At 37.9% G+C, this 26,062-nt stretch carries 25 protein-coding genes and 1 pseudogene; 14 read left to right on the top strand and 12 right to left on the bottom strand.

Annotated elements, in window-relative coordinates:
• Positions 1 to 210: 210 nt before the first annotated feature.
• From FJR38_RS11695 to FJR38_RS11685, 3 genes and pseudogenes are all read left to right on the top strand, one after another.
• Positions 211 to 600, top strand: coding sequence for a hypothetical protein (locus FJR38_RS11695; protein WP_168537140.1), 390 nt, complete (start codon positions 211 to 213; stop codon positions 598 to 600).
• A gap of 7 nt (positions 601 to 607) precedes the next feature.
• Complete coding sequence (locus FJR38_RS11690; RefSeq protein ID WP_168537139.1) at positions 608 to 2,446, top strand: SUMF1/EgtB/PvdO family nonheme iron enzyme; 1,839 nt, start codon at positions 608 to 610, stop codon at positions 2,444 to 2,446.
• A 717-nt stretch (positions 2,447 to 3,163) separates the two neighbouring features.
• A pseudogene (locus FJR38_RS11685) lies at positions 3,164 to 3,319 on the top strand (DUF4351 domain-containing protein); the annotation flags it as partial.
• Between the two features lie 105 nt (positions 3,320 to 3,424).
• Here the strand turns inward: FJR38_RS11685 and FJR38_RS11680 are convergent.
• The 5 genes from FJR38_RS11680 to FJR38_RS11660 all read right to left on the bottom strand — a co-directional run bounded on the left by FJR38_RS11680 (position 3,425) and on the right by FJR38_RS11660 (position 8,546).
• Positions 3,425 to 3,988, bottom strand: coding sequence for a 5-formyltetrahydrofolate cyclo-ligase (locus tag FJR38_RS11680; RefSeq protein WP_168537138.1), 564 nt, complete (start codon positions 3,986 to 3,988; stop codon positions 3,425 to 3,427).
• A 121-nt stretch (positions 3,989 to 4,109) separates the two neighbouring features.
• The gene (locus FJR38_RS11675) at positions 4,110 to 5,054 is read right to left on the bottom strand and encodes a GDP-L-fucose synthase (protein ID WP_168494075.1); all 945 of its coding nucleotides are present in this window, start codon (positions 5,052 to 5,054) and stop codon (positions 4,110 to 4,112) included.
• An 18-nt stretch (positions 5,055 to 5,072) separates the two neighbouring features.
• The gene (gene gmd, locus FJR38_RS11670) at positions 5,073 to 6,152 is read right to left on the bottom strand and encodes a GDP-mannose 4,6-dehydratase (RefSeq protein ID WP_168494077.1); all 1,080 of its coding nucleotides are present in this window, start codon (positions 6,150 to 6,152) and stop codon (positions 5,073 to 5,075) included.
• A 379-nt stretch (positions 6,153 to 6,531) separates the two neighbouring features.
• Complete coding sequence (locus tag FJR38_RS11665; RefSeq protein WP_168494365.1) at positions 6,532 to 7,290, bottom strand: sugar transferase; 759 nt, start codon at positions 7,288 to 7,290, stop codon at positions 6,532 to 6,534.
• A gap of 128 nt (positions 7,291 to 7,418) precedes the next feature.
• Complete coding sequence (locus tag FJR38_RS11660) at positions 7,419 to 8,546, bottom strand: glycosyltransferase (protein ID WP_168494079.1); 1,128 nt, start codon at positions 8,544 to 8,546, stop codon at positions 7,419 to 7,421.
• Positions 8,547 to 8,752: 206 nt separating this feature from the next.
• Between FJR38_RS11660 and FJR38_RS11655 the strand changes: the two genes are divergently transcribed.
• Positions 8,753 to 9,688, top strand: coding sequence for an NAD-dependent epimerase/dehydratase family protein (locus FJR38_RS11655; RefSeq protein WP_168537137.1), 936 nt, complete (start codon positions 8,753 to 8,755; stop codon positions 9,686 to 9,688).
• Positions 9,689 to 9,812: 124 nt separating this feature from the next.
• On the opposite strand, the gene FJR38_RS11650 is transcribed toward FJR38_RS11655, so the two are convergent.
• A complete protein-coding gene (locus FJR38_RS11650; RefSeq protein ID WP_168494083.1) occupies positions 9,813 to 10,916 on the bottom strand; it encodes a GTP-binding protein in 1,104 nt (367 codons plus the stop codon).
• Positions 10,917 to 11,143: 227 nt separating this feature from the next.
• Between FJR38_RS11650 and FJR38_RS11645 the strand changes: the two genes are divergently transcribed.
• The 5 genes from FJR38_RS11645 to FJR38_RS11625 all read left to right on the top strand — a co-directional run bounded on the left by FJR38_RS11645 (position 11,144) and on the right by FJR38_RS11625 (position 17,075).
• Positions 11,144 to 11,734, top strand: a complete 591-nt coding sequence (locus FJR38_RS11645; RefSeq protein ID WP_168537136.1) for a transposase — start codon at positions 11,144 to 11,146, stop codon at positions 11,732 to 11,734.
• Between the two features lie 142 nt (positions 11,735 to 11,876).
• Entirely contained in the window at positions 11,877 to 13,313 is a 1,437-nt protein-coding gene (cysS, locus tag FJR38_RS11640; RefSeq protein WP_168537135.1) for a cysteine--tRNA ligase, read from the top strand.
• Positions 13,314 to 13,390: 77 nt separating this feature from the next.
• Positions 13,391 to 14,827 (top strand): TldD/PmbA family protein, encoded by a 1,437-nt coding sequence (locus FJR38_RS11635; RefSeq protein WP_168537134.1) that lies wholly within the window; start codon positions 13,391 to 13,393, stop codon positions 14,825 to 14,827.
• A gap of 172 nt (positions 14,828 to 14,999) precedes the next feature.
• On the top strand, positions 15,000 to 15,722 hold the full coding sequence (locus FJR38_RS11630) for a Uma2 family endonuclease (protein ID WP_168537133.1): 723 nt from the start codon (positions 15,000 to 15,002) through the stop codon (positions 15,720 to 15,722).
• Positions 15,723 to 15,725: 3 nt separating this feature from the next.
• Positions 15,726 to 17,075: a TldD/PmbA family protein gene (locus tag FJR38_RS11625; protein ID WP_168537132.1), complete on the top strand. Its 1,350-nt coding sequence runs from the start codon at positions 15,726 to 15,728 to the stop codon at positions 17,073 to 17,075.
• A gap of 175 nt (positions 17,076 to 17,250) precedes the next feature.
• Here the strand turns inward: FJR38_RS11625 and FJR38_RS11620 are convergent, their stop codons facing one another.
• A complete protein-coding gene (locus FJR38_RS11620) occupies positions 17,251 to 17,568 on the bottom strand; it encodes a hypothetical protein (RefSeq protein ID WP_168494097.1) in 318 nt (105 codons plus the stop codon).
• A 205-nt stretch (positions 17,569 to 17,773) separates the two neighbouring features.
• On the opposite strand from FJR38_RS11620, the gene FJR38_RS11615 reads away from it, so the two are divergent.
• Positions 17,774 to 19,186 carry a glycosyltransferase family 2 protein gene (locus FJR38_RS11615; protein ID WP_168537130.1) on the top strand — a complete coding sequence of 471 codons (1,413 nt, stop codon included), beginning with the start codon at positions 17,774 to 17,776 and terminating at the stop codon, positions 19,184 to 19,186.
• 262 nt (positions 19,187 to 19,448) lie between these two features.
• On the opposite strand, the gene FJR38_RS11610 is transcribed toward FJR38_RS11615, so the two are convergent.
• The gene (locus FJR38_RS11610; RefSeq protein WP_168537128.1) at positions 19,449 to 19,925 is read right to left on the bottom strand and encodes a DUF29 domain-containing protein; all 477 of its coding nucleotides are present in this window, start codon (positions 19,923 to 19,925) and stop codon (positions 19,449 to 19,451) included.
• A 125-nt stretch (positions 19,926 to 20,050) separates the two neighbouring features.
• On the opposite strand from FJR38_RS11610, the gene FJR38_RS11605 reads away from it, so the two are divergent.
• The 3 genes from FJR38_RS11605 (at position 20,051) to FJR38_RS29000 (ending at position 21,676) form a co-directional block, all read left to right on the top strand.
• On the top strand, positions 20,051 to 20,245 hold the full coding sequence (locus tag FJR38_RS11605) for a DUF433 domain-containing protein (RefSeq protein WP_168537126.1): 195 nt from the start codon (positions 20,051 to 20,053) through the stop codon (positions 20,243 to 20,245).
• 192 nt (positions 20,246 to 20,437) lie between these two features.
• Entirely contained in the window at positions 20,438 to 21,526 is a 1,089-nt protein-coding gene (locus FJR38_RS11600; protein WP_168537124.1) for a type I restriction endonuclease, read from the top strand.
• Positions 21,527 to 21,541: 15 nt separating this feature from the next.
• Positions 21,542 to 21,676: a hypothetical protein gene (locus tag FJR38_RS29000; protein ID WP_256366920.1), complete on the top strand. Its 135-nt coding sequence runs from the start codon at positions 21,542 to 21,544 to the stop codon at positions 21,674 to 21,676.
• Here the strand turns inward: FJR38_RS29000 and FJR38_RS28460 are convergent.
• The 3 genes from FJR38_RS28460 to FJR38_RS11590 form a co-directional block, all read right to left on the bottom strand.
• Complete coding sequence (locus FJR38_RS28460; protein WP_254449427.1) at positions 21,660 to 21,878, bottom strand: hypothetical protein; 219 nt, start codon at positions 21,876 to 21,878, stop codon at positions 21,660 to 21,662. The two genes, FJR38_RS29000 and FJR38_RS28460, sit on opposite strands and share 17 nt — an antisense overlap.
• A 35-nt stretch (positions 21,879 to 21,913) precedes the next feature.
• The gene (locus FJR38_RS11595) at positions 21,914 to 22,510 is read right to left on the bottom strand and encodes an Rpn family recombination-promoting nuclease/putative transposase (RefSeq protein ID WP_254449426.1); all 597 of its coding nucleotides are present in this window, start codon (positions 22,508 to 22,510) and stop codon (positions 21,914 to 21,916) included.
• A gap of 145 nt (positions 22,511 to 22,655) precedes the next feature.
• Complete coding sequence (locus FJR38_RS11590) at positions 22,656 to 23,480, bottom strand: Rpn family recombination-promoting nuclease/putative transposase (protein ID WP_168537122.1); 825 nt, start codon at positions 23,478 to 23,480, stop codon at positions 22,656 to 22,658.
• 502 nt (positions 23,481 to 23,982) lie between these two features.
• On the opposite strand from FJR38_RS11590, the gene FJR38_RS11585 reads away from it, so the two are divergent.
• Positions 23,983 to 25,077 carry a phosphotransacetylase family protein gene (locus tag FJR38_RS11585; protein WP_168537120.1) on the top strand — a complete coding sequence of 365 codons (1,095 nt, stop codon included), beginning with the start codon at positions 23,983 to 23,985 and terminating at the stop codon, positions 25,075 to 25,077.
• Positions 25,078 to 25,133: 56 nt separating this feature from the next.
• Here the strand turns inward: FJR38_RS11585 and FJR38_RS11580 are convergent, their stop codons facing one another.
• Positions 25,134 to 26,042, bottom strand: a complete 909-nt coding sequence (locus tag FJR38_RS11580; protein ID WP_168537118.1) for a Ycf66 family protein — start codon at positions 26,040 to 26,042, stop codon at positions 25,134 to 25,136.
• Positions 26,043 to 26,062 lie beyond the last annotated feature (20 nt).

The following is a 26,062-nucleotide window of genomic DNA, read 5'->3' as shown; positions in this document are numbered from 1 at the left end:
CCATGGAACGTCTCTACATTCTTTTTTGGAGATTTCTAATGGATAATTGGTAATAGGTAATTGATGATAAAATTCCTGTTTTTATCCTGTTCATCCTTTAATCCTGGACATTATCTCGACTTCGCGGTAGTTGAGCGTAGTCGAAACTCGATAACCACCTGATTCTGACAATATGTGCGAAAATACTCAAAGCAGGTGTAAGGAAGTAACATGATTGACAAAAACTGGCAAGATGAAGAACTATGGATTGTCACCGCAAGTAGTTCTGATAACGGCTCAAAATCAGGTGCAAAAGGTGGTTTTCCCAGTGCTAATCCTCCAAAAGATGAAGAAACGAAAGACAGTCGCATAAACGCGGGAATGTTAGCCAAGCAAATGTCGCATTTTGTCGGAGTAATTAGTAATGTATTTACTGATGTCCAAAAGCAAATAGCTACCCAAGGAGAACTCCAGCTTGATGAAATTACCCTGACCGTAGAAATTAGTAGCGAAGCGGAAATTAAATTACTGGGTACGGGTGGAAAAGCTGCTGGTAAAGGCGCAATTGAGCTAAAATTTAAGCGTTCATCCCCCCAATCTTCCCCATCTCCCGTAAATTGATCAGAATATGGCTGAAAATTGCGCTATTGTTATTGGCATCAACGGATATTACAACGGCATTCAGCCTCTTAATTACGCAAAAACTGATGCAGAAAAGGTGCGGGATTATTTTCAGCATCATTTAGCCGTAAAACCAGATTATCTCAAGTTTTTCTGTGATGATTCCCCACGAGAAACTCAACCAACTTACACCACCATAAAATCATTTTTACACAAAACCTTTCAAACCCCTTTTTTAGAGCCTGGAGACACCCTCTGGTTTTATTTTAGTGGTCATGGAATGCCATATCAAGGACAAGATTATTTATTACCCATAGATGGAGATCCTAGCATTATTACGGATTCTGCTATATCTATCGCCTACATAACAGAACGCTTGCGGCGCAGTGGTGCGGATAATATAGTCTTATTTATTGATGCTTGTCGCAGCACTGGTCAAAAAAGTGCAGGTTTGGGAATTGGTGAAGAAAAACAGCAAGGTGTAATCACCTTCTATTCCTGTAGTCCCAATCAGGTTTCTTACGAAATTGAGGAAATTCAACAAGGTGCATTTACCCACGTTTTACTCAATGGGTTGCAAATTCAAGGTGAAAGCAACTGTGCAACTGTTGAACGCTTGTCTAAATATTTGCGCCATCAAGTTCCCCAATTGACCCTAAAGCATAAGAAATATAATCAGATACCTTATGCTGTGATCGAACCTGAGACAAAATTACATTATATTTTACTTCCTAAGTTCGCTAACCTAAGTGATATTGATAAACTAGCAGCCGAGGCCGCAATTGCCGAAGCAGAAGAATTTTTTGCTTTAGCTTTTCAGATATGGATGCGGGTTAATGTGGCAGCAGGTGGAACAGATATGCGGCCAATTCGTGCCTTTCAGCGATTAGTAAATAAACAGTCTTCAAATATATTAGAACAGCGTCGAGAAGCAGAAGAACAGGGACGTAAAGCAGCAACAGCAAAAACCCGTGAATTGACTGTAGATTTAGGTCAAGGCTTAACCCTAGAACTGGTGCGAGTGCCAGCAGGTAAGTTTACTATGGGAATGCCCCCAGCAGAACGCCAAATAGCCCTAGAAAATCTCCTGAAATATGGCAACAAGCGTGAGGATGCTGAACGATGGTTAGACTGGTCTACCCCACAGCATGAAGTCTATTTGCAAGAGTTTTTAATGGGGAAATATGCAGTCACCAATGCCCAATGGTACGCCGTGATGAAAACTAAGCCATCTGAGCAATATGACCCCAAGTTTCAAGGCGATAAGCAGCCTGTAGTCGGCGTTTCCTGGCATGAAGCACGGGCATTTTGTCAAAAGCTATCTGAACAAACAAAACGCGCCGTCAGATTGCCCACAGAGGCAGAATGGGAATATGCCTGTCGTGCGGGAACAACTACACCCTTTGCCTTTGGTAAGACCATTACAACAGATCAAGTCAATTATGACGGCAATTATCCTTATGGTGATGCCCCAAAGGGCGAATATCGAGAATGTACCGTGAATGTGGATAGTTTCACCCCTAACCCTTGGGGTTTATATCAAATGCACGGCAACGTCTGGGAATGGTGTGTGGATGAATTTCACGATAGCTATAGCGAAAAGCCCGCGCGTTTAAAAAGTAATGGTAATGAAGCTTGGGAAAACAAAAAGAATTTATTGGCAACCTGGATTAATAAAATTAGTGATAAAGAAGATAATCTCGCTTATATATGTCGGGGCGGTTCTTGGTACAACCTTGCTCTCACTTGCCGTTCGGCGAACCGTAACAGGAGCGTCGCGCGTAGTCAAGACCATACTCTCGGTTTTCGTGTTGTGTTCGGGTCTTGCTCGCCAGGACTTTCTTAGCCCTCTGCCCTCTTGCCCTTTTGCCCTCTGCTCTTTTCTTCTCTACCCTTACCCCTCGCCTTTAGGCGATAAAATTTTTTTTATTTAGTAGGGTGCGTCAGATATCCAAATATTTAGTTTTTTACCGAAGTTATCATTTCTGACGCACCCCACAATAAAGACTTGTAAACAATATCGCTAATAATATTTCAAAGATGTAAAACTAATAGAGGCTATCCTTGCTTATAAGTCTTAGAACTTATGGCACATAGCTTGGGGTTGAGTTCAAAAACGGGGCGGTTCTTGGTACAACAATGCTATCAATTGCCGTTCGGCGAACCGTAACAGGAACAACGCGCGTAATCAAGACAATAATCTCGGTTTTCGTGTTGTGTTCGGGTCTTGCTCGCCAGCACTCTCTACAGTCAGAATTGATAGAAGGGATTTTATCGAGCGTACACCAGAGAGTCCAAACTCAAAACCAGTGATGTGGGTGACTATATCCGAATATAAAACCGAGCCAGTTAGCTTGGTAGGGAAACCGAAGACTTAACTGGCTCAATATTATAAATTATGCACACAGATACAATATTTGGTGTTGCTGATTTTAGGTATGAAAATAATTTTATCCCGTTTTTATCTCGTTCCTATACAGAGTATGGGAACGAGAAAATAATTCTATTAACTATACTCTAAACGGCTTAATCGTTTGATTATATAGGTACAGGTTTAGCAGTGCTAATTATTCGGCAATTAAATCGCCGAATTGGGGAAATTGATTCCTCATTAATTCAAAAAGTCCAAGAATTACCTGGTGAAAAACTTGAAGAATTAGGAGAAGCTTTATTAGATTTTACAAGAGCATCCGGTAAGAGTAAAGCTCAGTGTCTTTAGACCTGAGATATAAGCGACTCGTGCAGTTCGACAAGCTCACTTCAGTTACAGACTTAGAAACTTGGTTGAAATTGTCTAACTAACTTTCTATAACCTCCAGAAAATTCAAGAATCATTTTCTGTAATCACAGTTTCTAAAGGCTTATCCCAACTATCAACTGGTAATTGAGATAAATAAGCAAAATCAAAAACTACTCCTATGGTTGATTTTGTCTTCCAACCGGGGGAATTTAAAAAACGGTCGTAATATCCACCACCATAACCCAAGCGGTATCCTTGGACATCACAACCCACACAGGGGAGAAGTATTAAATCTACTTCTTCAATCTCAATTATTGGTGCTTCATGGTGAGGTTCAGTAATCCCATAAGCACCGATATTAATTGTGTCATCAGGTTGCCAAGAATGCCAAACTAGAGATTTACCACTACAACGGGGAAAACCCCAACGTTTGTTAGTGTTGGTATATAGCGAGCTAATATCAGGTTCTTGACGAAAGCTGAAAAAAGCCAGAATGGTATTTGCCTGATTAAATATAACTGAGTTTTGGATGTTGGTGGTGAGGCGATCGCTCTTTTCTCTCCATTCTAATAATGTCATTGACTGGCGTTTTTGGAGTAAAGTCCGCCGCAGTTCTTTTTTATTTAGTTGTGAATTTATTTTTTGCAAAGCCTAATACAATTTAAAATTGTCAAAAAATTTCTCTTTAACCTCTTTCCTCTGTGTCCTCTGTGCCTCTGTGGTTAGATAAATTACTTTCCAACCACAGAGAGCGCAGAGTTAATAACCTTTATGCAGCGTTTTTCCGCCACCAATCAATAGTATTTTTCAACCCTTCTCTAAATTCTACTTCAGCAGTAAAACCAAAAGCCTGTTTTGCCCTTTCAGTATCTAAACAACGTCGGGGTTGGCCATTGGGTTTGTCGGTTTCCCAGACAAGTTCCCCTTCATACTCCATCAATTCGCAAATTAAGGTAATGAGATCCTTGATAGAGATTTCATAACCAGTTCCTAAATTGACGGGTTCAGCATCATTATAAAGCTGAGTTCCCATCACTATCCCTCGTGCTGCATCTGTAGAATACAAAAATTCACGGGTAGGAGAACCATCACCCCAAACAGGAAGTTGCTTTTCTCCCCTCGTTTGCGCTTCTTGAACTTTGCGAATTAAGGCGGGAATGACGTGAGAACTGTTAGGGTTAAAGTTATCTTCAGGTCCGTATAAGTTCACGGGTAAGAGGTAAATGCCATTAAAGCCATACTGCTGACGATAAGATTGCAGTTGCACTAAGAGGGCTTTTTTTGCCACTCCATAGGGGGCGTTAGTTTCTTCTGGATAACCATTCCAGAGATCATCTTCTTTAAATGGGACAGGGGTAAACTTGGGATAAGCGCAGATAGTTCCTACACAGACAAATTTTTCTATGCCCTGTTGATAAGCAGCATGAATTAACTGAGTTCCCATCATCAAGTTATCGTAAAATAACTCGCCCGGTTTTTCCCGATTTAGACCAATCCCACCGACATGGGCTGCTAGGTGAATGATCACATCCTGCTGGTCTACTGCCCGTTGGCAATTTTCCCAAACACGCAAATCACAATCATGCGATCGCGTCACGGTAATTTTCTCACGATCTGCGCCATGTTGACACAGTTGATCTATCACTTGACGACCAAGAAAACCCGCCCCACCAGTCACAAGAATCCGTTTATTTTCTAATTCTAAGGCTGTCATATTCTTATCCTTGACGATCTAAAAATGCAGAGATCCCAATTCTTGACGAGTAGTAGCAATATCTTGAGGTTGTTTTGCACCATTCCCATTCGTGGCAATACAACCCAAAGCTTGTAAATCAGCTTCCACCATCAAAGAAACCAGTTCTTTAAATGTTACCGTTGGTTTCCAGTCTAATTTTTGCTGTGCTTTAGTTGGATCACCAATTAGTAAATCTACTTCGGCTGGACGGAGATAACGTTCGTCAAATTCTACGTATTTCTGCCAATCAAGATTTACATAACTAAATGCTAACTCCAGAAACTCTTTCACCGAATGGGTTTCACCTGTTGCAACCACATAATCATCTGGTTTTTCTTGCTGCAACATTAACCACATAGCTTTTACGTAATCTTTGGCGTAACCCCAATCTCTCTTGGAATCCAAATTACCCATGTAGATATTTTTCTGTTTACCAGCGACAATCCGGGCGACGGCTCTAGTTATTTTCCGAGTAACAAATGTTTCACCCCTTCTGGGCGATTCGTGGTTAAAAAGAATGCCATTACAAGCAAACAAATTATAAGATTCGCGGTAATTTATGGTTTGCCAGTGGGCGTAAACCTTAGCACAAGCGTAGGGACTACGGGGATAAAAAGGTGTAGTTTCACTTTGGGGGACTGCTTGCACTAAACCATACATTTCCGAAGAACCGGCTTGATAGAAACGGACTTCAATTCCTGTGCGGTGCTGGTAGTCGCGGATAGCTTCTAATAATCTTAATGTACCCATACCTACAGCATCTACTGTATATTCAGGTGAATCAAAACTCACTCTGACGTGGGATTGAGCGCCCAAGTTATAAATTTCTGTAGGTTTAACTTCTTCTAGGATCCGCCGCAGTGTTGTTCCGTCTGTCAAGTCGCCATAGTGAAGAAACAACCGCACACCCTGTTTATGGGGGTCTTCATACATATGATCAATGCGGTCTGTGTTAAAGGTGGAAGTACGGCGAATAATCCCATGTACTTCATAACCTTGTTCTAATAACAACTCTGTTAAATAAGAACCGTCTTGACCTGTGATACCAGTAATTAAAGCGCGTTTTGGTTGTGTCATGCTCGATGATGCCTCGGAATTTTTGGTTGAATAATTACAGACAATCTGAATCTAAACTAAAAGTTAAGTGCAAGCACTACCCGATAGTAAGTCTTCAAGTATTAGTTGCTCTTAAAAGTTAGCTGTAAACAAATATACTTAATCAAAAACACTTTAACAAATAATTATGAGTTTGATGCAGTCAATATTATTAACTTTACGGGTATTAATGATAATTCTTTACTGAAAATTTATTTTAGTAGTGTTCAAAAATAAGGCATTGCCTATTTGAAGTATTAATTAACCACACGCAAAGGTAATGGTTTCAAGAATTAAAGCAATCCGAAAAATAGTTTTTGGGGCATGATTTTGCCCCACAACAGGGAATTTGCGTACTGACTTAGTATGCTCCTTTGTTTTTGGGCATAATGACAACATTAACTGTTTTGAGAATAATCCACAAATCTAGCCAAAAATTCCGAAAATTGACATAGTGGAGGTCTATTTGCACCCGTCGAGGATAGGGAATATCATTACGCCCAGATACTTGCCACAAACCAGTAATGCCGGGACGAATTGTTAAAATATGATTGATATAATCACCATATTTTGGTAACTCTTCCGCTACTAAAGGTCGTGGACCGACTACACTCATGTCTCCTTTGAGAACATTCCAAAATTGGGGAAACTCATCTAAGCTGGTAATTCGCAAAAAATGACCAATTTTAGTGATTCTAGGATCTGTTTTTAGCTTGAAATTGTTTTCAAATTCTTCTCGCAGGTTAGGTGATGTTGCCATAATTTCTAGGAGAATTTCGTCGGCGTTATTCACCATAGTGCGAAACTTAATACAATTAAAGCTTTGATAGTTTTTACCTACTCGTTCTTGAACATAAAAAATTGGTCCTTTTGAGCTTATGGCTATCAATAAGGCCAGTATTATGTAAATTGGAGAAAACAAAATCAAGACCGACAATGAAAAAACTATATCAAACAGTCGTTTAAAAAACTCTCCGTATAAACCCTGAAAAGATAAACTTCTGGATTTCACCTTTGGCTGTTTAACTTTTTGACCACGTTTCGATAAAACAGCCATAGATGTACTGTTATCCTTACGCGGGTATCGCTTGCCGGAGAGGAGTGAACTCTGGGCAGTCATCATACTCCTTTATAATCCACACCACACATAGTCCCGATTTTAAGGCTAAAAGGCAGTGATTTTCTGGAAAAATTTGCTGTCTTCTTGGAAAATCAATACAAAAAGGCTAATGTTTACTGTAGGTAAACTCATTTTTCACGACATTCACTGACAAAACCTAGATAACGTTCTGCAAAAACCTGGCGAGAAAATTGATTAGCGTGTGTTTGTATATACTGATAATTGTATAAATGTTGATGATCTGTAAATTTTTCTACGGCATCTATTAAAGCTCCTACTGTTTGGATTTTGAATAATATACCAGTTCCTGTATCAAGATGATTCCGAATATCTCTCACTGTTTCTAATGCACCACCAGCACCATAGGCAATTACAGGAGTTCCACAAGCTTGAGCTTCAACTAGGGCAATCCCAAAATCTTCGCAAGCTGCATACACAAAAGCCTTAGCACGAGCCATGTATTGCTTGACGATATGATCAGGTTGCCATCCCAAAATTTGGATATGTGGTTGGGCTATTTCCCGTAGTTTGTTCAATTCTGGACCTGTACCAATGACTATCAAGGGTTTTTTTAATTCATTAAAAGCCTGAACAATTAAGGAAACTTGTTTATAACTCACTAATCGGGACACTATCAAGTAAAAATCTTCTTTTTCTGAAGAAAAGGAACATTCATCTAGGTTAACTGGTGGATAAATGACGGTTGCTTGCCGACGATAACAACGCCAAATCCTTTTAGCTGTATGTTGTGAGTTGGCAATGAAATAATCAACACGGTTAGCACTGATTACATCCCATTGCCGCAAATTATGGAGAATATAGCGTGTTACCCAGCCAATTGCTCCTTTACCTAGTTTGCTTTGATTCAGGTAATCAAATGTTAAATCCCAAGCGTAACGCATAGGGCTATGGCAATAGCAGATATGCAATTGATTAGGTGTGGTTAATACTCCTTTAGCTACAGCATGAGATGAAGATAGGATAACCTCATATTCTCGCAAATCCAATTGCTCGATCGCCAAGGGTAATAAGGGTAAATATTTTTGGACTCCTTGACGCGCTTGCGGAAATTTTTGTAAAAACGTTTTGCCAATTTGACGTTTGTACAAATAACTTTCTGGATTGCTGGATTCAAAATCAATCAGGGCGTACAAATCAGCATCTATGTGATTTAATATTTCCTGAACTACGAGTTCTGAACCACCTGTAGCTTGAGGGGTTAACCACTCATGAACCAAAGCATATTTTAAAGACACAGTTAACTTGAATGGATGGGAAGTAATTAGGCTAATTTAATGAGGTGATATTAAAGATTCCTCATTCTCATCTGGCAATGGGAAAATCCCCAGCTTGAATAGAAGATATAATCCTACCAAAAGATGTTCCAAGATGATACTGCAACCTGATAACCTCAAAGATAAGGGTGATTTTGCCACTCAAGTTATTTAGGAATGAGGAAGTTATGCGGATTTTGGTTATTGGTGGGACTCGGTTTATTGGTGTGTATTTGACTCAACTACTGGTAAAAGCTGGACATGAGGTGGTTTTGTTCAATCGTGGTAATCATCCCGCACCTTCAGGAGTAGGACAAATTATCGGCGATCGCACTAACTCAACCCAACTTAAAGAAAAGTTAGCACAAGAAACCTTTGATGTCATTTTTGACAACAATGGTAGGGAACTCACGGATACTCAACCTTTGGCAGAAATTTTCCAAGGACGGGTAAAACACTTTGTTTATATGAGTTCAGCGGGTGTGTACCTCAAATCTGACCAAATGCCCCATATTGAGGGGGATACTGTCGATCCTAAGAGTCGTCACAAGGGTAAACATGAAACGGAAGCTTACCTGAAACAATTAGGAATTCCTTTTACTTCTATTCGTCCTACTTATATCTACGGACCACAAAATTATAATCCTTTGGAAAGTTGGTTTTTTGATAGAATTGTGCGCGATCGCCCGATTTGTATTCCGGGTAATGGAATGCACATCACCCAGCTAGGCCATGTCAAGGATTTAGCTCAAGCGATGACGCAGGTAATTGGGAATGACAAGGCTATTGGGGAGATTTATAATATTTCTGGCGATCGCTTTGTGACTTTCGATGGTTTAGCTCGCGCTTGCGCTGTGGCTGCTGGTAAATCTCCTGCTGATGTTAAAATTATCCATTATGATCCGAAACAGTTTGATTTCGGTAAACGGAAAGCTTTTCCGATGCGGGTACAGCACTTTTTCGCATCTGTAAATAAAGCGCAAATAGAATTAAATTGGCAACCTGAATATGATTTAATTTCTGGTTTGCAAGATTCTTTGGAAAATGATTATTTAGCAACTGGTGCAGATAAAACAGAAGTTGATTTTTCTGTAGATGATGAGATTCTCAAAGCAAATATATAGAAGCAACCGAGGTTGAAAGTCTATTTGTAGCAGGGGAAAATTATCAATTGATCAACTGATAATTTTAGTAAATTTGTTGGGTGGCGCTGTCGCTTAACCCAACCTAGCAACTATTTCCTAATTACTACTTTCCAAACCCTTTCCCTCTGCTGGTAGAAGGAAGACAAATACAGTTTTCTAACTGCTGAAGTAAGGTTTCACTATCTAGATTTTGACCAATTAGCACTAATTGATTTTTCTTTTCACCTTTCCATTGATCATCATCAATAGTGAAGCGTTTACCGCAAAGATGGAAAATATGACGTTGAGGACTTTCATCAAACCACATAATCCCCTTAGCACGGAAGACATTTGTCGGTAATTGATTATCTAGAAAATGTTGAAACTTTCTAATAGAAAGAGGTTGATCACTTTGGAAAGAAATAGAGATAAAACCATCATTTTCTAAGTGATTAGAATGATCATGGTGATGATGTTCATGATCATGGTGGTCATGTCCACAGTTTGAATGATCATCATGTTCACAATTAGAATGATCATCATGATCATGATGTTCTTCTGTGTGGGAATCAAAATATTTATCAGACTCAAATAACCCCACACTGAGAATTAAAGGAAGGGGAACTTGGGATTTTGTCGTCCGAATAATTCGTGAACCTTCCTTGATGTTGTTGATTTTTTTCTCCAATTCTTGCAAAGTGGTTTCATCAACCAAATCTGTTTTATTGAGAATAATGACATCACCATAAGTAATTTGACTCAAAGCAGCTTCAGAATTGAATAAATCTAAGCTATAATTTGCCGCATCAACTACAGTAATAATAGAATCTAACCGGGTTAAATCTCGCAATTCTGAACCCAGAAATGTCATTGCTACTGGTAGAGGATCTGCTAAACCAGTTGTTTCGACAACTAGATAATCTAGCTTTTCTTCTCTTTCTAAAACTTTGTAAACAGCATCAACTAAATCATTATTAATGGTGCAACAAATACAACCATTACTCAATTCCACCATGTTTTCATCAGTGGAAACAACTAATTCATTATCAATACCAATTTCGCCAAATTCATTCACTAACACAGCAGTTTTTACACCTTGCTGATTTGTGAGGATATGGTTAAGTAAAGTCGTTTTCCCACTACCAAGGAAACCTGTAATAATCGTCACTGGTAAACCTTGCTTGGGAACTTCCATGACGGGGGATTCAGAACTAACTGTCGTTTGCATAATCATGAAGTAGGATTTTGGTGTATTTTAAATTTTATCTTGATTTTGGCTACTCGGCATTACTGCTTTACGATAATAGGTACTTTAAGTTTATTAATAACTAAATAAAAATATACCTTGTCATCTTCTCAGTAAAATTATTTCCATACCTTTCAACAAAAACTGTAGGGGCGGGGTTTCCCCGCCCATTTACCGACAATTTATCAATAATCTATCTCAAATACACCGTGAAATACAACCCCGATATTCATCATCGCCAATCAATTCGATTAAGGGACTACGATTATTCGCAACCTAACGCCTATTTTGTCACCATTTGTACCCAACACCAAGAATGCAATTTAGGCGAAGTAATCAATAGGGAAATGACATTTACAGTTAGGGGTTTTATTGCTGATCAATTTTGGTTGCAAATCTCCAATCATTTTCCCAATGTTGAATTAGATTATTTTGTGATTATGCCTAATCATGTTCACGGGATTATTGTGATTAATGATGAGTTTACAGTTATAAAGGGCGGGGAAACCTATGTTATGAAGGGCGGGGAAACCTATGTTATGAAGGGCGGGGAAACCCCGCCCCTACGGAAAAAACCGACATTAGGGCAAATTATTGCGTATTATAAATATCAAACAACAAAAATAATTAATAACATTGACCATAGCCCTGGACTGCGTATATGGCAACGCAATTATTATGATCGGATAATCCGCAATGAAAAAGCCTTAAACCTCGCCCGTCAGTATATTATCACAAATCCTGTCCGCTGGGATAAAGACCCGAAAAACCCCCGTAGAAGCGCAGTTTCCACTCCCTAAATTTACACCAGATGTTAATAAGATTACGAAGTATTACTAACAATAATTATAGCCAATTATTAGCTACTAAAATATTCACTTACGCCATTGTCATCAACTTGCGTTATCATTGTTTATCGTCAGATTGCCGCATTACTGTGTTATGACCCTATCTATTTACAATACTCTCACCCGTCGTCAAGAACAATTTACTACCGTCGAACCTGGAAAGGTTAAAATGTATTACTGCGGAGTGACGGTTTATGATTACTGCCATTTGGGTCATGCAAGAGCGTGCATTGTCTGGGACGTAGTGCGCCGCTATCTCCAGTTTATTGGTTATAATGTGCGTTATATCCAGAATTTTACCGATATTGATGATAAAATTCTCAAACGCGCCAGAGAAGAAAATTCTTCTATGGAAGCTGTAGCAGAACGCTATATTCAGGCATATTTTGAGGATATGTCGCGGTTGGGAATTAAAGAAGCTGATGAATATCCCCGCGCTACACATACAATGAATGGGATTCAGCGATTAATTCACGATTTAGAACATAAAGGTTTTGCTTATCCATCTGATGGTGATGTCTATTATGCGGTACAAAGCTTTGCGGAATATGGCAAACTTTCGGGACGCAAATTAGCAGATATGCAAGCCGGCGCAAGCGAACGGGTAAATGTCGAAGATGCAGAATATCAAAAGAAACGATACCCCTTTGATTTTGCCCTGTGGAAGGCTGCAAAACCAGATGAACCCGCGTGGGAATCTCCTTGGGGAAAAGGCCGCCCAGGATGGCATATAGAATGCTCTGCTATGGTGCGCGATCGCTTGGGTGATACCATAGATATTCATGCTGGTGGTGCTGACTTAATTTTCCCCCACCATGAAAACGAAATTGCCCAATCGGAAGCCGTTACCGGGAAACCTTTAGCAAATTATTGGTTACACAACGGCATGGTAAAAGTAGATGGTGAAAAAATGTCCAAATCCTTGGGTAATTTTATCACCATTCGTCAATTATTAGATCGGGGTGTAGACCCAATGGCGGTGCGTTTATTTGTGATGATGGCACAATATCGCAAACCCATAGATTTTACCGATGATGCAATTTTAGCCGCAACAAATGGCTGGCATACTATCAAAGAAGGATTACTTTTCGGTTATCAACATAGTCAAAAATTGGGGACTGGAAATAACCAAATTTCTAACATTTACATTGAGAGATTTAAAGAAGCCGTTGACGATGATTTTAACTTCCCTGGTGGATTAGCAATAATCTTTGAATTAGCCAAAGAACTAAATCGGGAAGGAAACATCATTGTTCATCAAGGAAAAACAGAAACCCCAGCTAACGAACTACTCCAAAAATGGCAAACCCTAATTACATTAGCAGAAGTTTTAGGATTAACCGCCCAACCAGACACAGAAACACCTATAACAGATGGCTTAAGTGATATTTATATTGAAGAATTAATTCAACAAAGACAAACAGCAAGAAAAGCCAAAAACTTTGCAGAATCTGATAGAATCCGTGATGAACTATTAACAAAAGGCATCACATTAATAGACAGCAAAGAAGGAACACGCTGGCATAGATAATAAATTCTAAAATTCCTCTCTGTGCCTCTGCGTCTCTGCGTGCAAAAAAAGATAATTCTCAATTCTTAATTAATACCATGTGGAAACAACTAACAACAGCCATTTCTCATTTAAACATCCCCGCAGACTGGGTAGGAATTAGAGCCGTAAAAACCACTTCTACCCATCATTCCGTGCGTGATGGTTTACCCCAAAGCAACGGTAAATCATTGGAAATGGGAGCAATGATCGAAGTCATAGTTGATGGTTGTTTAGGCTATGCAGCCACCAATTCTTTACATATTTCTAGTTTACAAAAAGCTGCGGAAATCGCCTATAAACAAGCATTAGCAGCCAGTAAATGGTGGATATATCCAATTAGTGAAAATACCCGTCCTCAAGTAATTGGTGAATATAACTCACCATTTTTAGAACCATTTAATGCTTTTAGTCCTGGAGAAATCAACAATCTACTAATTCGGATTTGTCAGCAACTCAAAATCAATGATAAAATCATTCAAACGACAGCCACAGTCGGCACAGATCAAAAAGAAACTTGGTTTGTGAGTAGTAATGGTTCAGAAGTATATCAGAATATTCTATCTCTTAGTCATCATTTTGGGGCGATCGCTCAAGACGGTGCAATCGTCCAACAACGCAGTAATAACGGCGCTCATGCAAACTCTTATCAAGGAGGTTGGGAACTTTTCAAACAAGATAATTTATGGCATCAAGTCCAGAAAGTTGGAGAACAAGCATTAGAATTATTAACAGCAGCAGAATGTCCAAATACCCGCACCAATTTAGTTTTAGCACCAGATCAAATGATGCTACAAATTCATGAAAGTATCGGACATCCTTTAGAAATTGACCGCATTTTAGGAGATGAACGCAACTATGCGGGAGGTAGCTTTATTACCAAAGATGATTTTGGTAAATTAGAATATGGTTCACCCCTGATGAATATCACCTTTGATCCTACAGTACCAGGTGAATTTGCCAGTTATGGTTTTGATGATACTGGTGCAGTAGCAACCAAAGAATATGTAATTAAAAAAGGCATTTTGCAACGTGGTTTAGGTAGTTTAGAAAGTCAAGCCAGAGCAGATTTACCAGGTGTTGCTTGTGCGCGAGCTTGTTCTTGGAATCGTCCACCAATTGACAGAATGGCTAACTTAAATTTAGAACCAGGAAACGCCACCTTTGAGGAAATTATCGCCGGAATAGAACATGGTATTTACATGGAATCTAACCGTTCTTGGTCAATAGATGATCAACGTTATAAATTTCAATTTGGTTGCGAATATGCCAAATTAATTGAAAACGGTAAACTGACCAAAACCCTGCGTAATCCTAACTATCGCGCTACCACACCAGAATTTTGGCATAACTTAATTCAAGTTGGTAATGATACTAATTGGCAAATTTATGGTACACCTTTCTGCGGTAAAGGAGAACCAAATCAAGCCATTTCTGTAGGACATGGTTCACCAGTTTGTGCATTTACAAACGTCGAAGTTTTTGGTGGTGGTTAATGAATTTTATGTAAAGCTGTACAAAATCAAGAAATCAATGAATTCATCCGTCTTTATCTGCGTTTATCTGCGTTCATCTGCGGTTAAATATTCTTGAAATCTTATTCTCCAGCAATTCTAAACTTAGTATTAATGCTACAATAAACAAATAACTACTTGATGCCATATCAATATGATCATTGCTCAAGAATTAGAATTGCAACAAAACATCTCCGCAGATGTAATCTTTCCTCCTAGTGATTTATATAGTGATGAACCGACCGTGGAAACAGAACTACATCTAGAGCAAATTATGCTCTTAATCAAATGTCTCAAATGGTTGTGGAAAGATAGATATGATTTCTATGCTGCGGGAAATTTGACTATTTACTATAGTCCTAACCAAAAAAAATCACAATTTTTCCGAGGTCCAGATTTTTTTGTCGTCTTAGGAACTGAACGCAAGACTCGTAAAAGTTGGGTAGTTTGGGAAGAAGACGGTAAATATCCGAATGTAATTTTAGAAATTCTTTCACCAAGTACAGCTAACACCGATAGAGAATATAAAAAAGAACTTTATCAAAATACTTTCCGCACACCGGACTATTTTTGGTTTGACCCTTATACATTAGAATTTGCGGGTTTTCATTTAGTAGATAATAAATATCAACCTTTAGAACCAAATGAAAAGGGACATTTATGGAGTGAACAATTAAGTTTATATTTAGGAATTCATCAAGGATTATTAAGGTATTTTACCCCAGCAGGAGAGTTAGTACCTACACCAGAAGAAACCGCAGAAGAGGAAACTAAAAGAGCCGAACAGGAATCCGAACGAGCAGAACGGGAAGCGAGAAAAGCAGAACGTTTAGCAGCAAAATTGCGAGAACTAAATATTGATCCAGAAACTATTTAAACAATGAAAATCGAAGAATTATCAACCTTAGAAAAAACCTTTAATCAACTTGTCGAAATTCTGCTGATTAAAAAAGCAGCCAATGAACATTTTACCGTCAGAGTTAGCAGCGAAAGCAGTCAATTTACCCGCTTTAATTCTGCCAAAGTTAGACAAACAGGATATGTTAATGATGGTTCGATTCAATTGACGTTAATGGCTAATCAACGCACTAGTTCCCGTCAGTTTCCCTTTACTGGAAATTGGGAAATAGATTGGGAATTAGCATCCACAGCTTTACAAGAATTACGTGATGAATTACCATTATTACCAATTGATCCTTATTTAGTAATACCATCAGGAAATAATACCAGTCGAGAAATTAATATTGGTAAATTACTAACTCCAGATATATTAATTCCTAGTATTCTGGAAACTGTTGCCAATTTAGATTTTACTGGTATGTATGCTGGGGGAATTGTCATCAGAGGTTATGGTGATTCTAACGGACAAAAACATTGGTTTGCGACTGATTCCTTTAATTTAGATTATTCCTTATTTATGGCATCAGGACAAGCTGTAAAAGGAACTTTTGCTGGAAGTGAATGGAATGAAGCTGCTTATTTAGCTAAAATAAATGATGGGAAACAGCAACTAGAAATGCTATCTCGTTCAGTTAAAGAATTACCAAAAGGACAATATAAAACTTATTTTGCTCCTGCTGCTGTAGCTGATTTATTAGCTATGCTTTCCTGGGGTGCTATCAGTGAAGCCGATATTCAACAAGGTAATAGTGCTTTAGCTGCTTTATCACGTCAAGAAAAACAACTTTCTCCAAAATTCACTTTAAAAGAAAATTTTCAAAGTGGTTTAGTTCCGAGATTTAATAATTTGGGAGAAATAGCTGCACCGGAATTAAATTTAATTGAAAAAGGAATTTTAGTTAATAGCTTAGTTAATTCTCGCACAGCCAAGGAATATAATAAATTAGCTAATGGTGCAAATAGTTCAGAAACATTACGTTCTCCAGAAATCAATCCTGGTAATTTAGCATTTGCAGAGATTTTACCAAGTTTAGATACAGGGTTATATGTTTCTAATTTACATTATTTGAATTGGAGCGATCGCCCATCTGGGAGAATTACAGGTATGACTCGTTATGCTTGCTTTTGGGTAGAAAATGGCGAAATAGTTGCCCCCATTGCTAATCTGCGCTTTGATGAAAGTCTCTATCGCTTTTGGGGAGGAGAAAATCTCGTTGATTTAACCAACTTTCAAGAATTTATTCCCGAAGTCGGAACTTATGAAAATCGGCAATTAGGAGGAAGTTTAGTTCCTGGTATGTTGGTAAAAGATTTCACATATACCTTATAGTTAGCTAACATTAACAAATCAAAAATTCGCTCTTTTAACTTTAGGACTTACGCAAAATATCTCTGAAAACCTCTTTTCTTTGTGTCCTTCGTTCCTTCGTGGTTCGTTCTTTCATGACTTGTGCGTAAGTCCTGTTCCAGATAAATTTGTCCATTTTCTCCAAATCTTCCCTCAATCATATTCTGCCACTAACTCCCGTTTCATTAATGCCAAAAATATGATGAATCACCGTAGGATATTTTTCTCTAGCCATTTTACTTGCTACTTCTTTATCCTGATCAATAAAATAATCTCCGCTATCAGGTTCAATGGCAATATACCAACCATAGTATTTATCCAGGATTTCTGGTTTTAAACGCTCAAAAATCAGCCAACAACGCTCATAAAATGCCTGTCTTCTAGCTTTTTCTTCAGCTTTTTGGGCTGGGGTCCATTGAATTTCTGGAAATACTCTTCCACGTCTGACAATTCTTTCTGATGAAGATTGTGTCATATTTTTGAACTCATTAAAAGTTGTTTCCTATATCTTATGATAAAATACTTGGGTGATTTTAGAGCATCGCTCTTTTTATCTTCCCATCATCTATTCCCTTTGGCACTCTTTAGAACTATATTAATTAAGTAGCTAGTAATCTGTTACAGGATCAGTCTGTAATTAAAAGCTACATAGCATAGCTGTTTTTTGAATTATATAACCTATGCCAGCGAATTCCTGGCCTGAAAATGATGCTTATGACGGAATCTCTGATCCCCTTGACTCCATCTTATCTGACCTATCAGTAGATGAGGAATCAGAAGTAAACACAGATTCCGTGTTTCTACCACCATCCCGATTTAAGGGACGGAGAGGTAAAGCGGCGCTAGTTTTAACTATAGTCTGGAGTGGCACTATTGCCCTACATTTAGTTTCCTGGGGTTCAATATTTATCCTGGGATTAACAACAATGTTAGGCATTCATGCTTTGAGGATTATTTTTGCAAAACCTCGTCACCATTCTCAAGAAATAGAGGGAGATTTACCTTTTGTTTCTATATTAGTGGCTGCTAAAAATGAAGAAGCCGTAATTAGCAGATTAGTCAAGAATCTGTGTAATTTGGAATACGGTAATGGACAATATGAAGTCTGGATTATTGATGATAACAGTACAGACAATACACCCCAATTACTAGCCCAACTCAAGCAAGAATATCAACAATTAAATGTATTTAGACGTTCTCCTGAAGCTAGTGGTGGCAAATCAGGAGCATTAAATCAAGTGCTACCTCTAACAAAGGGAAACATTATTGCTGTATTTGATGCTGATGCCCAAGTTACACCAGATTTGCTATTACAAATAGTTCCTTTATTTCAAAAAGAACGAGTAGGGGCGGTACAAATGCGTAAAGCGATCGCCAATGCTAAAGAAAATTTTTGGACTAAGGGACAAATGGCGGAAATGTTGTTGGATATCTGGTTTCAACAACAGCGCACAGCCATTAGTGGCATTGGTGAACTTAGGGGTAATGGTCAATTTGTCCGTCGTCAAGCATTAGCAAGTTGTGGTGGTTGGAATGAGGAAACTATCACCGATGATCTAGATTTAACTATTCGGTTACATTTGGATAAATGGGATATTGAATGCGTGTTTTTCCCTCCCGTGGAAGAGGAAGGTGTCACAAATGCGATCGCTCTTTGGCATCAACGCAATCGTTGGGCAGAAGGTGGTTATCAACGTTATTTAGACTATTGGGATCTCATTCTAGAAAACCGGATGGGGACAAAAAAAACCTGGGATTTGTTGATATTTATGGTAACGATGTATATCTTACCGACAGCAGCAATTCCAGATATTTTAATGGCGATCGCTCGTCATCGTCCCCCTGTCTTAACTCCTGTAACTAGCTTATCCATTGGGATGTCAGTAGTAGGAATGTTTGCTGGTTTAAAGCACGTTCGTTCAGATCAACAATTTAAACCATCTACCTATTTAATGTTACTTTTACAAACCCTCCGCGGCAGTTTATATATGTTGCATTGGTTAGTAGTTATGGGTAGCACGACGGCTCGAATGTCTTTCCGACCAAAACGCCTCAAATGGGTAAAAACTGTCCATACAGGCGTTGAGAAATAAGGAAACAATCAACCGTAGGGGCGCAGGGTCTGCGCCCATTTCATGTAAGTAGTGAGACAGAATTAATTACACAATGTCATTGCGTTCGCGGAGCGTGGCGTTAGCCATATGAAACGAAGTGGAATGAAGCAATCGCAAGGGTTGGGATTGCTTCGCTTCGCTCGCAATGACTGTAAATATTTTTGTCCAATTACTTACATTGACTCAATTACAAATAAACCTGTATTATGAACAGAGTTGGAAGGGTGAAATATAAAAAATTTCATCCTTCATTTTTTTGTATCGGCAACCAATCATCTAAAATTTGTTCTAATGAACCAATGGGTATAACGGGAAATATATCAAGAGGAAGTTGAGAGCGATCGCTTGCTTCTAATCTAGCATCTTGATAACATTCATCAAATATTTCTAAAATGTAAGGTTTTAGACTAGGGCTATCTTTAAGTTCATCTTTTATCTCTCTGCGAAATGTCCTAATTCCCCCTAGCCAATGTCCTTGATTACGTTCTCTTTCACTATCCCAATATTTGAATTTTAGTAGATGGACAAACAGCTTAATTAATAAATTTGTAATTGTTCGTTTTTGACTTCTACTTATAGTTTCTAATTCTTCTAATAAATTCTCTAAATCAACAGCAGAAAACTGTCCTGTGCGAAGTTGGTTAATGGTTGTTCTTATCCACAGGTAATAATCTTGATCGTATAAGGTTTGAGTTGTGGGTTGTGTTGATGTAACCATATACTAACGAGGATTTTTGTATTTATTTGATTTTAGCTGAATTTAGTGATTACTGTTATTAATCGAGTTGCAGGTTTTACAAACTTGATTTATGCTGAAAATAAGAGTTTATGAAATTAGCTTATATGTCAAATTTACTGGAAAGAATTACAATTAATCCTAAACAATGTGGTGGTCGTCCTTGTATTCGCGGGATGAGAATTAGGGTATCAGATATATTAGATTTGTTTGCATCTGGTTTAAGTGCTGAAGAAATTCTAGAGGAAATGCCGGATCTTGAGGCTGATGATCTCAAAGCAGCACTTTTATACGCTTTATAAAAAATTTATATATAAATATTTAATTAATAGTACATTGATACCCGCTATTTAGAAAAGAATGAGCTTCAAAAAAATACTGTATATTTTGAACAAAAATTTCTACCTTGCTGATACAATGCTGATTATTAGTTTATGTACGCGTATATTACGTATATTGACTAATAGATTTTTCTCTATAGTGAGTTTTAAGACATGAGTTTTGATGAAAAAATTGCTGTACTTATTCAACGTATTCCAAAGTTAATCGATCATCTAAAAACAGAAGAGGCAACAAAAAATGCTTTGATCATGCCGTTTATATCTGCTCTGGGATATGACATCTTTAACCCTCAAGAAGTAGTTCCCGAATATATAGCTGATATCGGTACTAAAAAAGGAGAAAAAGTTGATTACGCGATCATGCGTGATGGAGAAATAATCATCCTTATTGAGTGTAAAAAAGTAGGCATTGATCTGAATCAGACAGAAATGTCTCAGCTTTTTAGATACTTCACAGTTACTAAAGCTCGTATTGCTATACTTACCAATGGCATCCAATATAATTTTTTTTCTGATCTTGAAGAAGCTAACAAAATGGACACAAGACCTTTCTTGGAGCTTAATCTTTTAGATCCACGTCAAGAAGCATTAGAAGAAGTAAAAAAGTTGGCTAAGGAAGACTTTAATCTTGAGGAAATATTGAGTATAGCTAATGATCTTAAATATACTTCAGTTATTAGAAAAATTTTGACTACACAATTTGAAATTCCAGATGATGAGTTTGTGCGTTTCTTCTTCATACGTTCTAATCCTTCTGGTAGTAGGTTTACTGCAACGATAAAAGACCAATTTACTTCAATAGTTACCAAAGCATTTCACCAATTTATCAGCGAAAAAGTTAGTGATAGACTTCGCATTGCTCTTGGAGTTGAAGATGATAATAGAGTCATTAAGCCTGAGCCAAATAAGATAGTTGAAGAAGCAAAAGAAGAAGGGAAAGAGGGCATTATTACAACAGAAGAGGAATTGGAAGGTTATCGAATTGTAAGAGCTATAGTGAGTAAAGTTGTTGAACCAGAACGGGTGTTACATCGAGACACAAAATCTTACATGGGTATCCTACTTGATGATAATAATAGGAAGCCTATTTGCCGATTATGGTTTAATACAAAACAGAAGTATATTAGTGTTTTCGATTCTAATAAAAACGAAACTCGTATTCCAATTGATGCCATAACAGATATTTATAAGCATGGTGATCATCTTACTACTATCGTGCAAAGCTACGAAGGTCAGAGTTAGATAAGCTAGATATCTGTGAAACGGAGTATAGTGCGATCGCACCCTCAAATTAACTTAAAGCTGAGAGCGATCGCCTTCCGTGGGGTTAAAGTCGGTAATGCGATCGCAAAGTCTATCAATTGGCATTATTTGCTCAAATTCTTTGAATAGCTTCGTATGATAAGCCAGTTGATTCTGCAATAATTTCTATGGCTATATTTTGCTCTTTCAAAGCTTTAGCAACTTTCTCAATTCCTTTCTCAATACCTTTCTCAATACCGGACTTCTCACCTTCTTCAAAGGCTGTATCAAATACATTTTTCACTTCTAAATACTGCACTAAACTCTTCTTGTATTGTTCATACTGCTCCACATTTAAGTGAGATATTTCCGCTATTTCAAAACCCTTTACTGAAATATTGGTTCATTTAGTATTGCGGGTATATGGTTAAAACTTTCTAGATTCTTCAAAAAATACAACCATTTATCAAAATGTGTTATTAATTCATTTTCTTGTTTATTAAATAATGGCATTTGTAAAAATTTAAAGTTTAACTTATCAAAGAAAATATCACCATCTTGATCTTTTAGACATACATCGCGCCTAAATTTAGATGTTGTATTTTCGTCATACTCAAAATCTAAAATGGCGATAAAATAGACAGGTAATAAAAAGAAATTCCAATCGCCTTTTTCTGATTGTTCACGAATGGGGAATGTGGAATAGAATAAGGCTCTATCTTTGAAATGCTTGATTTTTGCTTTTTGCATTTCCACAATAAACTTATCACCAGTTTTACTTTCGCAGTAAATATCAAATATGGCTTTACGTTCTGCTATGGTATCAGCTAGATTTTCCGGATTTTTAAAGGTTAATTGTTGAATTTGATGATGTATTGGTAGAAGTTGGTTGAGAAAATCAATGAGTAAATCTTTACTGCCTTCCTCACCGAACAGTTTCTTAAAACCGAAATCTGTATAAGGATTAAAGTATTTTGTGGACATAACTACTCCTTCAAGATTATTTTAATGAAATACTCGCTGAATAACTTTAGAAAACTTTGTCTAATATTTCTTATGTAGCACAAAAAATGAGTTTGCTAGTTCTTGTTATGCGTGTCATTACGTTCTATGAATTGGTATTATTCGCTCAAATTCTTTGAATAGCTTCCTGTGACAAGCCAGTTGATTCTGCAATAATTTCTATAGCTATATTTTGCTCTTTCAATGCTTTGGCAACCTTCTCAATACCGGCCTTCTCACCTTCTTCAAAGGCTGTATCAAATACATTTTTCACTTCTAAATACTGCACTAAACTCTTCTTATATTGTTCATACTGCTCCACATTTAAGTGAGATATTTCCGCTATTTCAAACCCTTTCTGAAATATTGGTTCATTTAATATCAGGGGTATATGATTAAAACTTTCTAAGTTCTTCAAAAAATACAGCCATTTATCAAAATGCGTTATTAATTCATTTTCTTGTTTATTAAATAATGGCATTTGTAAAAATTTAAAGTTTAACTTATCAAAGAAAATATCACCATCTTGATCTTTTAGACATACATCGCGCCTAAATTTAGATGTTGTATTTTCGTCATACTCAAAATCTAAAATGGCGATAAAATAGACAGGTAGTAAAAAGAAATTCCAATCGCCTTTTTCTGATTGTTCACGAATGGGGAATGTGGAATAGAATAAGGCTCTATCTTTGAAATGCTTAATTTTTGCTTTTTGCATTTCCACAATAAACTTATCACCAGTTTTACTTTCGCAGTAAATATCAAATATGGCTTTACGTTCTGCTATGGTATCAGCTAGATTTTCCGGATTTTTAAAGGTTAATTCTTGAATTTGATGATGTATTGGTAGAAGTTGGTTGAGAAAATCAATGAGTAAATCTTTACTGCCTTCTTCTCCGAACAGTTTCTTAAAACCGAAATCTGTATAAGGATTAAAGTATTTTGCGGACATAACTACTCCTTCAAGATTATTCTAATGAAATACTCGCTGAATAACTATGTATTTAGAGAACTCTGTTTAATATTTCCTGTATAGCACAAAAAATGGGTTTGGTAGTTCGTGTTACGTAGAGCGAAGAGGATCGCCCATGATCCGATATCAAATACTGAAGTTTTTTGCGAGTTGACAAGGGCAAATGGAGCGATAGCTGCGATCGCCGTAGGCATCGCCTAAACTAGAAAATATTCCTATTGAAGTTTAGTTAACATGGAAGGAAATTAAAGCTTCAATATAATCGCTTCTATATAGTAATACACACAATATCTTTGCCTAAACAAATATTTCTATCTTGATTAAAATCGCTAGAATACTTACCACAGCTAGATTTATTCACATTTAATTTTTAATTTTTAATTGCATAAAATTGCTATAGTTATTTACCTTCCGCCTATTGCACTAAAATTAGTAGACACCTAGCTGAGTTGTACAAACCTTTGAAATTAGGAGTGCATACGTGCCAACACTTGCTAAATATTTGCTGGTTGGATCAGTTGAAGCTTACAGTGGCAAATCTGCAACAGTTTTAGGTTTGTCACATCAGCTAAAACAAAAAGGTTTGGATATTGCTTATGGCAAACCTTTGGGTAATTTTGTCAAGACATCTGCGGGAACAGTAGTTGAAGAAGATGTCCAGTTCATTACCCATAACCTTAACCTGCCAGACAACCGCATTGCCCCTACCTTATTATCCTTGGATGAAATAACTGTCCAAAAACGCTTACAGGGAGAGGATGTAACTAACTATCAGCAGTTATTAGTACAACAGTATTCACAAATTCCCAGAGGTAATTTGGTACTGTTAGAGGGGCCTGCTAACTTATCAGAAGGAAATTTATTTGGACTCTCCTTACTGGAACTAGCAGAAAAATTAGATGCTCCTGTACTGCTAATTAGCCGTTATCAATCACTAACCTCCGTTGAGGGATTGTTATCTGCTCAAAAGCGATTGGGTAAGCGGTTAATGGGAGTCGTGATCAACGAAGTTCCTCACGAAAAATTAGAGTTAGCTCAAACACTATTACGCCCATTCTTGGAAAAACGGGGTATTCCCGTACTAGCAACATTGCCCAAAAGCGATATTCTCCGCAGCGTCAGTGTAGGGGAATTGGTAAAACAGTTAAAAGCTGAAGTTCTCTGTTGTAGCGATCGCCTAGATTTATTAGTCGAAAGCCTAGCCATTGGGGCAATGAACGTCAACTCCGCCGTCAAATACTTCCGCAAACGACGGAATATGGCAGTAGTAACAGGAGGCGATCGCGTCGAAATTCAACAAGCAGCCTTAGAAACATCTACCCAATGTCTCATCCTGACTGGACAACTGCCACCTCCTGCGTTTATTCTCAACCGTGCTGAAGAGTTAGAAATCCCGATTTTATCAGTGGATCTCGATACCCTTACCACAGTAGAAATCATCGATCGCACCTTTGGCCAAGTTCGTGTCCATGAACCAATTAAAATAGAGTGCATTCGCTCTCTCATGTCTGAGCATTTTGATATTGAACGTTTATTATCCCAACTGGGATTTAATCCAGCGGCAGCAATATCCTAAATACATCAGATTTATTTTCGAGATTGTTTGGAAATCAGCAGCGTAAATCCGCTTAATTACTCCCCACCTGGTTTATCTAATGGGATTTGTTCTGGTGATGCTTCCCCATCTGGTTTAACTTCCTCAACAGTCAGATCAGATTTTTCTGCTGCTTCTGTGGCTAATAACTCCGATGTCACTGGATTTGGGGAAATTACTTCTGCCGCACTTTCATTAGTTTCTTCTACAACAACAACCTGAGTTTGAGTTACCTCTACCACCATTTCGGTTTCCCCGGCTACAGGTGTTTCGGAAACACATATTTCCGTTTGAGTTACCTCTACCACATTTTCAGTTTCCCCGGCTACAGGTGTTTCTGTTGGCGGAATTACCTGTTTCTCTTCTTCCTCAATCACAGGGGGTGATGTTGGTGCTACTTCTACCATTTCTAAATCAGGTGATGGAGAAAGAGTCTCTTCTGACAAACCTTCAGTTTCATTAACTGAAATTACAGTTACCAATCCATCAGCTAACGTTGATGGTGGTGCTACTTCAGTTGTAGTCACTGGCTTTTTGGTCACAGTTTGCTCTACCTTCGCTTTAGCACCACTAAACACACCACCAATTAATCCCGCTAGTTGTCCCCACTTCTCCTTGACAGAAAACTTGGCTATTTGTTCTTGGAGACTCACCTTAATTAGCTCAGGACTGGGTATAGGGGTTTGCTGTACTTCTGGAGCTAACTGTCGCCGTAGTGAGAGAGTTTGCCAGCCAAACCATACCAACAGTGCCACACTAGCTACATGACCTAGCAACAATCCCCCAGTAATTCGAGGTGCAAAAATCCATAATACCAAAGCGTAGAATAACCCTACCCCACTCCAGATGAAATCATTCTTGCGATGGATTTCTGGAAAAAAGAAGGCTGATAAGTAAATGGCTAGACTACCAAAACCAACTACTAAACTTAAAAGATAAGCCAGCATTTTTTAATACTCCTTACTAT

This window comes from Anabaena sp. UHCC 0253 (assembly GCF_009712085.1).
In the GTDB taxonomy this organism is placed as follows: Bacteria; Cyanobacteriota; Cyanobacteriia; order Cyanobacteriales; family Nostocaceae; genus Dolichospermum.
Note: the sequence above shows the minus strand (reverse complement) of the source record. Positions and strands in the feature narration are given on the sequence as shown.